At 71.5% G+C, this 7722-nt stretch carries 4 protein-coding genes; all 4 read right to left on the reverse strand.

Going from position 1 to position 7722, the window contains the following annotated elements:
- The coding region (locus GSY69_RS13085; RefSeq protein ID WP_160954278.1) for a hypothetical protein at positions 1 to 1429 on the reverse strand (1429 nt) is incomplete at its 3' end.
- A gap of 32 nt (positions 1430 to 1461) precedes the next feature.
- Positions 1462 to 3852 (reverse strand): transglycosylase domain-containing protein, encoded by a 2391-nt coding sequence (locus tag GSY69_RS13090; protein WP_160954279.1) that lies wholly within the window; start codon positions 3850 to 3852, stop codon positions 1462 to 1464.
- A 251-nt stretch (positions 3853 to 4103) separates the two neighbouring features.
- Positions 4104 to 5819 (reverse strand): AMP-binding protein, encoded by a 1716-nt coding sequence (locus tag GSY69_RS13095; protein ID WP_160954280.1) that lies wholly within the window; start codon positions 5817 to 5819, stop codon positions 4104 to 4106.
- A 144-nt stretch (positions 5820 to 5963) separates the two neighbouring features.
- Positions 5964 to 7421, reverse strand: coding sequence for a CCA tRNA nucleotidyltransferase (locus tag GSY69_RS13100; protein ID WP_160954281.1), 1458 nt, complete (start codon positions 7419 to 7421; stop codon positions 5964 to 5966).
- Positions 7422 to 7722 lie beyond the last annotated feature (301 nt).

Raw genomic sequence — 7722 nt, forward strand, 5'->3', positions numbered from 1 at the left:
GCTCGGACCGGGCGGCCTGCGCCTCGGCCCGCTCCCCCGCGGGTCCGGTCGCCGGCTCGGGGCCGAAGCCCAGCGCGCCGTCCTGGGCTGCGGGCGCGACTTCGTGGGCTGCGGGCGCGGCGGCGGGGTCCTCGGGGCTCGTCGCGCGATTTCCGCCGTCGTCCCCGGCACCGGAACCGGCAGCGCTGCCCGCGGGCGCCTCGGCGGCGGCCCAGGCGCACATGAGCACGGCGAGGAGGGCCGCGATGCGCAGCAGCGTGAAGATCGCCACCCACATGGGCGAGAGGCCCTTGGCCGAGTCCAGCGTGCCGGAGTCGCCCAGGCTGACCGCTGCGAACAGCGCCGCCTCCGCGAGCATCCAGCCCACCTGCACCCAGAGCCGGTGGACGCACAGCGCTGCGAACGGGACGAGCCACAGGGCGTTCTGGACGGGCGCCGCCGGCATCGTCAGGAGGCTGATGGCCAGCAGCGCGGCGATGGGGGCGGCCACGCCCACGGGCTCACCGGTGCGCGCGGCGCGGCGCAGGAACAGCGCGCTCGCGGCCGCCAGGGCCACGAGCCACGCGCCGGTGAACACGGCGCCCAGCACCCGGGTGTCGATGCCCGCCTGATAGCTGAGCAGGGACGCCAGCGTGCCGCGGTCCACGGAGTCCGCGTACCAGGCCGCGAAGCGGCCCACGATCCTGCCGTCGAAGAGCGTGACGACGCCCACGACGATGATCGCGGAACCGGCCGCGACCAGGCCGTCCGAGCTGCGCCGGGCCGTCATGAGGTGGAGCAGCAGGCCCAGCAGCACGACGAAGCCCAGCGGGTTGACGATGCCCGCGAAGCCCAGCAGCGCGCCCGCGCCGATCGCGCTGCGCGGTCCCGGACCCCAGGCGCGCAGCAGCACCACGCCCCACAGGGCGCAGGCGATCCCCACGGCGTCGAAGGACTGGCCGAGGGAGAAGAGGATGACCGGCGAGGCGAACGCCGCGGCGGTCCAGGCACGGCTGCGGGCCAGCACGAGCAGCGCCACCCCGGCCGCGGCGATCGCGAGGACGTTGATGAGCAGAACGAACGACATGATGACCGCGGCGGAGTCGGGTCCGGCCGTCGACTGGGCCAGCTGGACGAACCACCACGTCACCGGCGAGAAGCCGGCCAGGTCTCCCCGTGCCCTGCCCGGAGCGGCGGGGAACGAGGCGCCCAGGACCGCGTTCGCCACGGGGCTGGCGCACATCCGGTTGGCCGCCGTCGGCAGCTCGAAGCCGCGCGCCAGGCACGAACCGGTCTTGAGCACGCCGAGCACACAGGTCAGCCCCAGCAGCAGGAGCGCCGCGGTGGCGGTGCGCAGCGACCACCGCGCTCCCCCGGGCGCGCGGTGGCGGCCGGGCTGCCCGCCCAGGAGGGGGGCGGCGAGATCGGCGGGATCGGCGTGCGTGCGCATGCGCCCCAGCCTACAGAGCGCGCGGCGCTACGCTAGTCGTCCTCGGGGCGGGCGGCCTCGCCGGAGGCCTTCTTCTCCGTCTTGCTGTCGCCCTTGCTGTCGCCGCCGGAGTCCTTCTTCTTCGACGGCTTGGGCTTGGGCGAGACGGCACCGCCGTCGTCGTCCTTCCCGCCGTCGTCCTTGCCACCGCCGTCGTCCGAGCCGCCGTCGTCCGAGCCGCCGTCGTCCTTCTTCGAGTCGTCCGAGTCGTCCTTCTTGTCCTCGGAGTCGTCGGACTTCTTCTTGTCCTCGTCGGCGTCCTTCGTCTTCTTGGGCGCGGAGGACTTCTTCGACGAGCTGCCCTTCTTCTGCGAGTCGTCGGAGCGGTAGCGGTGCGTGCGCCTGGGCTCGTCGTCGGAGGTGTCCTCCGAGGACGCGCGGCCCTGGCCGGCGCCCGATTCGTCATCCGGCTTGTCGACCTCCGGCAGCTCGCCGCGCTTGGGGAACGACTCGACCTTCGTGCCCTTGAGCGCTGCCTTGCTGTAGTCCGTCCACACCTGGACGGGGAACGACCCGCCGGTCACGGCCCCGCGGCCGCCGTAGGCGCCGATCGGGATGTTCGTGACGATCTTCTTGCCGTCCTTCTCCACGACCTTCTCGCGGAACATGGACACCGAGGTCGCCAGCTGCGGGGTGTAGCCGTCGAACCAGGCGGAGACGTTGTTCTGCGAGGTGCCGGTCTTGCCCGCGGCGGGCCGGCCCAGGTTCTGGGCGTACGTCCCGGAGCCGCTCGTCACGACGTGGCGCAGCGCGTAGGTGGTCTCCGCGGCGACGGCCTTGTCGAAGCGCCGCTCGCCCTCCGTGTCCGGCTTGTAGATGCTCTTGGCGTTGGAGTCCTTGGCCTCCTCCACCATGTGGGGCGCGCGGTAGACGCCGCCGGCTGCGAACGTGGCGAACGCGCTGGCCATGTCCTTCGTCGTGGGGCTCGCGGTGCCCAGCACGTTCGAGGCGTTCGAGTCCAGGCCGGGCGTGTCCTTCGGCACGCCCGCGCGGATCGCCGCCTCCTGCGTCTTCTTGGGGCCCATGTTGACGTTGAGCTGGGCGTAGGCCGTGTTGATGGACTTCTCCGTGGCCTCGAGCAGGGAGACCCGGCCGTAGCTCGAGCCGCCGTAGTTGCTCACGTGCCACGGGGTGCCGTCGTTGCGGAAGGTCGTCGAGCTGCCCACGAACGTGTCGTTGAGCCGGTAGCCGTTCTCGAACGCCGCGGTCAGGGCGAACGGCTTGAACGTCGAACCGGCCTGGGCGCGGTCGCGGGTGGACTGGTTCTGCATCCGCTTGTAGTAGTCCGGGCCGCCGTAGAGCGCTTCGATGCCGCCCGTCTTCGGGTTGATCGACACGAGGCCCACGCGCATGCCCTTCTTGAGCTTGGGCAGCTTCTTCACGGCCTTCTGCGCGTCCTTGACCTTGTCCTTGTCGAACGTCGTCGTGACGTTGAGGCCGCCGCGGTCGATCTGGTCGTCGGTGAGGTGCCCGCTGTCCTTGAGCTCGCTGCGCACGGCGTCCATGAGGTAGCCGGCCTGGCCCTTGTACTGGTTCTCCTTCTTCACCGCGTTGACCTTGGGCAGCTGCGTGGAGTCGGCCTCGGCCTGGCTGATGTAGCCCAGCTCGGCCATGCCGTTGAGCACGTAGCGGAACCGGCCCTCGTACTTCTCCGGCTCCTCGGCGGGGTCCGCGAGGCTGGGCTGCTGGATCATGGCCGCGAGCAGCGCGGACTGGGAGCGGTCGAGCTCGCTGGCCGGCTTGTCGAAGTAGGCCTGCGAGGCCACCTCGATGCCGTAGCTGCGCCGGCCCAGGAAGACGGTGTTGAGGTAGTTCGCGAGGATCTCGTCCTTCGACTGCTCCTGGTCGATCTTGAGCGCGATGAACATCTCCTTGACCTTGCGGGTGATGGAGTGCTCGTCGGTGAGGTAGTAGTTCTTCACGTACTGCTGCGTGATCGTGGAGCCGCCGCCGGAGTAGTTGTCCGTGGCGACGCCCCACACGGCGCGCGAGAGGCCCTTGAGGCTGATGCCGCGGTTCTCGTAGAACGTCTTGTCCTCGGCGGCGATCGCGGCGTGCTGCATATCGGTGGAGATCTTGTCGATGCCGACGCTCTTGCGGTTCTCCACCTTGAACGAGCCGATCTGCGTCTTGCCGTCGGCGTAGTAGACGTTCGAGGTCTGCCCCGCCGCGGCGGCGTTGGGCGAGGGGATGCCGGTCATGGCGTAACCGATGCTGAAGGCGGCGATGACGGCCACGAACCCCACAAGGGCGACGAGGCCCACGAGGCGCAGCGACGGCAGCCAGCGGGTCCAGCCGGCCACGCCGGCGCGCGGGTAGTTCAGCAGTCGCCGATTGGCGCCGGTCTTCGAGCGCGGCGTGCCGCGGCGTACGTGCTCAGCCAAGAATCCCCCAGGTCGATCGTCGGGCTCAACCGCAGAAGTACACCATTCAATCTTCCAAGAACGGTGAGCGGGAGGCCGAAAATGAGCTCGCAGGGGTCGGGCCGGGCGGTGACGTTCCTCACCGTCCCAGCGTCGGGCACCCCTGTGAACGGCTGTCGGCCCAGGCTACGGCACCGGCGGGGATTGCGACAGCCAGGCCAGCCCAACTCACAGGAGCGCGGGCCCGGGCAGGAGCGCGGACCCGGAGGCCCTCAGCCGTCCTTGAGGCCGGGGAAGTCCGCATCGGACCACTCGCGCCCGCCGGAGGGGGCCTCTCCCCCATCGCCGTGCAGCTCCTGCTCGCGGGTGCGCAGCTCGACGCGGCGGATCTTGCCCGAGATCGTCTTGGGCAGCTCCGCGAACTCGATGCGCCGGATCCGCTTGTAGGGGGCCAGCTGCTCGCGGCAGAAGCGCAGGATGTCCTCGGCCGTCTCCGCGGTGGGCTCCCACGCCGGGGCGAGCACGACATAGGCCTTCGGCACGGCCAGGCGCACGGGGTCGGGCGAGGGGACGACGGCGGCCTCGATGACCGCCTCGTGCTCGATGAGCACGCTCTCCAGCTCGAAGGGGGAGAGCCGGTAGTCGCTGGCCTTGAAGACGTCGTCGGCCCGGCCCACGTAGGTGATGTAGCCGTCCGCGTCCCGCGCCGCGACGTCGCCGGTGTGGTAGACCCCGTCGGCGAACGCCTCGGCGGTCTTGTCCGGGTTGTTCCAGTACCCGGCGGTCAGGCCCACCGGGGGCGGGTCGAGGCGCAGGCAGATCTCCCCCTCGTCGCCCTCCTCGCCGGTGGCCGGGTCGCGCAGGACGACGTCGTAACCCGGCAGGGGGCGGCCCATCGAGCCCTCGTGGAGCGGCTGGCCGGGCGGGTTGCCGATCTGCAGAGTCGACTCCGTCTGCCCGAACCCGTCGCGGATCGTCACGTCCCACTCGCGGCGGACGCGGCTGATGACCTCCGGGTTGAGCGGCTCGCCCGCGGACAGCGCCTTCGCCGGCGGGTGCGCGAGCTCGCCCAGGTCCGCGTGGATGAGCATGCGCCACACGGTGGGCGGGGCGCAGAAGCTCGTGACGCCCGCGCGCTCCATCGTCGCCATGAGGGCGGAGGCGTCGAAGCGCGTGTAGTTGTAGAGGAAGACGCAGGCCTGCGCGATCCACGGGGTGAAGATGTTCGACCACGCGTGCTTGGCCCAGCCCGGCGATGCCACGTTCAGGTGCACATCGCCCGGCTCCATACCCGTCCAGTACAGCGTGGACAGGTGGCCCACCGGATAGGACACGTGGGTGTGCGCCACCATCTTCGCCTTCGAGGTGGTGCCGGAGGTGAAGTAGAGCAGGAGCAGGTCGTCCGCCCGCGTGGGGCCATCCGGCTCGAAGTCCGCCGCGGCGCCGTCGGCGTCGGCATAGGCGATGTCGCCCGCGCGCTCGGGCCTCGCGCCCACGACGATCCGGGTGACCGGCGCTGCGACCTCGTCGAACTTCGCGGCATCGGCCGCGCCGGCCACGACGAATTCGGCCTCGCCGCGCTCCACCCGGTCGCGCAGGTCGATGGGCCCCAGCTGGGTGGTCGTGGGCATGAGGACCGCGCCCAGCTTGATGCCGGCGAGCATCGTCTCCCACAGCTCCACCTGGTTGCCGAGCATGACCATGACGTGGGTCCCGCGGCGCACGCCGGCAGCGCGCAGGTGGTTGGCGACCCGGTTCGAGCGCTCGGAGAGCTCCCGGTAGGACCAGCGGCCCTCCCGGCCGTCCTCTTCGACGATCCACAGGGCGGGGGCGTCGTTGTCCCGGGCGATCTCGTCGAACCAGTCGAGGGCGAAGTTGAACTCCTCGAAGCGGGGCCACTCGAACTCGTCGATGGCCGCCTCGTAGTCGGTGCGCAGCCGCAGCAGACCGTCCCTGGCCGCGCGGAACTGCTCTGTCTGCTCGCCCATGTCTCTCCTTCGATGACCGGATTCGGGCTCAGACTACACGGTGGGCCCGGTGCCGAAGAGCGCGTGGCACACCGGTGCCATGCGGCCCCGGGCCGCGCGGCCGAGCGCGGGCCTCGGCGAGGGAGCGGGCGGGCTCTGCGGGGCTCAGGCCTGGGCCTCGGGCTGCTGGGCCCACCACTGGCGCAGTGCCTCCTCCGCGCGCTTCGGGCCCAGCGGCCCGTGCTCCATGCGCTGCTCGAGGAGGTGGGCGTAGGCCCTGCCCACCGCGCGACCGGGCCCGATGCCCAGGATCGCCATGATCTGGGTGCCGTCGAGGTCCGGCCGGATCGCCTCGAGCCGCTCCCGCTCCGCCAGCGCCGCGATTCGCGCCTCGAGGTCGTCGTAGGCGAAGGCGAGGCGCTCCGCCTTGCGCCGGTTGCGCGTCGTGACGTCCGAGCGGGTGAGGATGTGCAGGCGGGTGAGCTGGGCGCCGGCGTCCGTGACGTAGCGGCGCACGGCCGAATCAGTCCAGCCGGCCTCACCGTAGCCGTAGAAGCGCAGGTGCAGCTCGACGAGTCGGCTGACGGTGGCGATCGTGTCCTTGTCGAAGCGCAGGGCCCTCATTCGCGCCCGGGTCAGCTTCGCGCCCACGACGTCGTGGTGGTAGAACGTCACGGCCCCGCCCGGCTCGAACCGGCGCGTGGCCGGCTTGCCCACGTCGTGCATGAGCGCGGCGAAGCGCACCGCGAAGTCCGGCGGCGCGAGCCGCTGCGGGTCGTCGGCGTCCAGCCCCGCTGCCTCCTGTGCCGCGGCGTAGCGCGCCTCCAGCTCGACCGCCTGCCGCAGCACGGTCAGGGAGTGCTGGTAGACGTCCTTGTGCCGGTGGTGCTCGTCGCGCTCGAGGCGCAGCCCGGCCACCTCCGGCAGCACGGTGTCCGCGATGCCGGTCGCCACGAGGAGGTCGACCCCGTCCCACGGGCGGGCGCCGCACATGAGCTTGACGAGCTCATCGCGCACCCGCTCGGCGGAGATGATCTCGATCCGCCCGGCCATCTCCCGCATGGCCGCCACGACCTCCGGGGCCGCCTCGAAGCCCAGCTGCGAGACGAAGCGGGCGGCGCGCATCATGCGCAGGGGGTCATCGCCGAAGCTGGTCTCCGGCGTGCCCGGGGTGCGGATCCGGCCCGCCTCCAGGTCCTCCATCCCGCCGAACGGGTCGACGAAGACCCGGCCGGGCAGCCGGACGGCCATCGCCCCGATCGTGAAGTCGCGGCGCACGAGGTCCTCGTCGAGGCTCGTGCCGAACGCCACCTCCGGATTCCGGGAGTCCCCGGCGTAGGCGTCCGTGCGATACGTCGTGATCTCGATCTGGTAGCCGTCCTTGCGCAGCCCGATCGTGCCGAACTTCCGCCCGATGTCCCAGTGGGCGTCCGCCCAGCCCACGATGAGCCGTTCGATGTCATCGGGGCGGGCGTCGGTGGTGAAGTCGAGGTCGGGCATGCTCCGGCCCAGCAGCGCATCGCGCACCGAGCCCCCCACGAGGGCGAGTTCGAAGCCCGCGGCAGCGAAGCGCTGCGCCAGCGGATCGAGCACCGCGCCGAGCCCGTCGAGGGCGGCGGCCATCCGCGCGTGCGACTTCGCCAAGAACACCGCTGCTCCTTACTCTCTGCTGACACTGTGATTCTCTGTGTGCTGCGCGCGCAGCAGCACCACCGCTCCGCGTGCGCGTCCGGCCGCACCGCTGCTCCGCGCACCCGGGGCCGCCTCAGCGCCCACTGCGGGCTGCCGTGGCGCGGGCCACTCGGCTGTGCCGGGGCGCGGGTGGCCGGCCGGACGCGCACGCGGAGCGGTGGTGCTGCTGCGCGCGCAGCACACAGAGAATCACAGTGTCAGCAGAGAGTAAGGAGCAGCGGTGTTCTTGGCG

Origin of the sequence: Brevibacterium rongguiense (assembly GCF_009857845.1) — a bacterium.
Lineage (GTDB): Bacteria > Actinomycetota > Actinomycetes > Actinomycetales > Brevibacteriaceae > Brevibacterium > Brevibacterium rongguiense.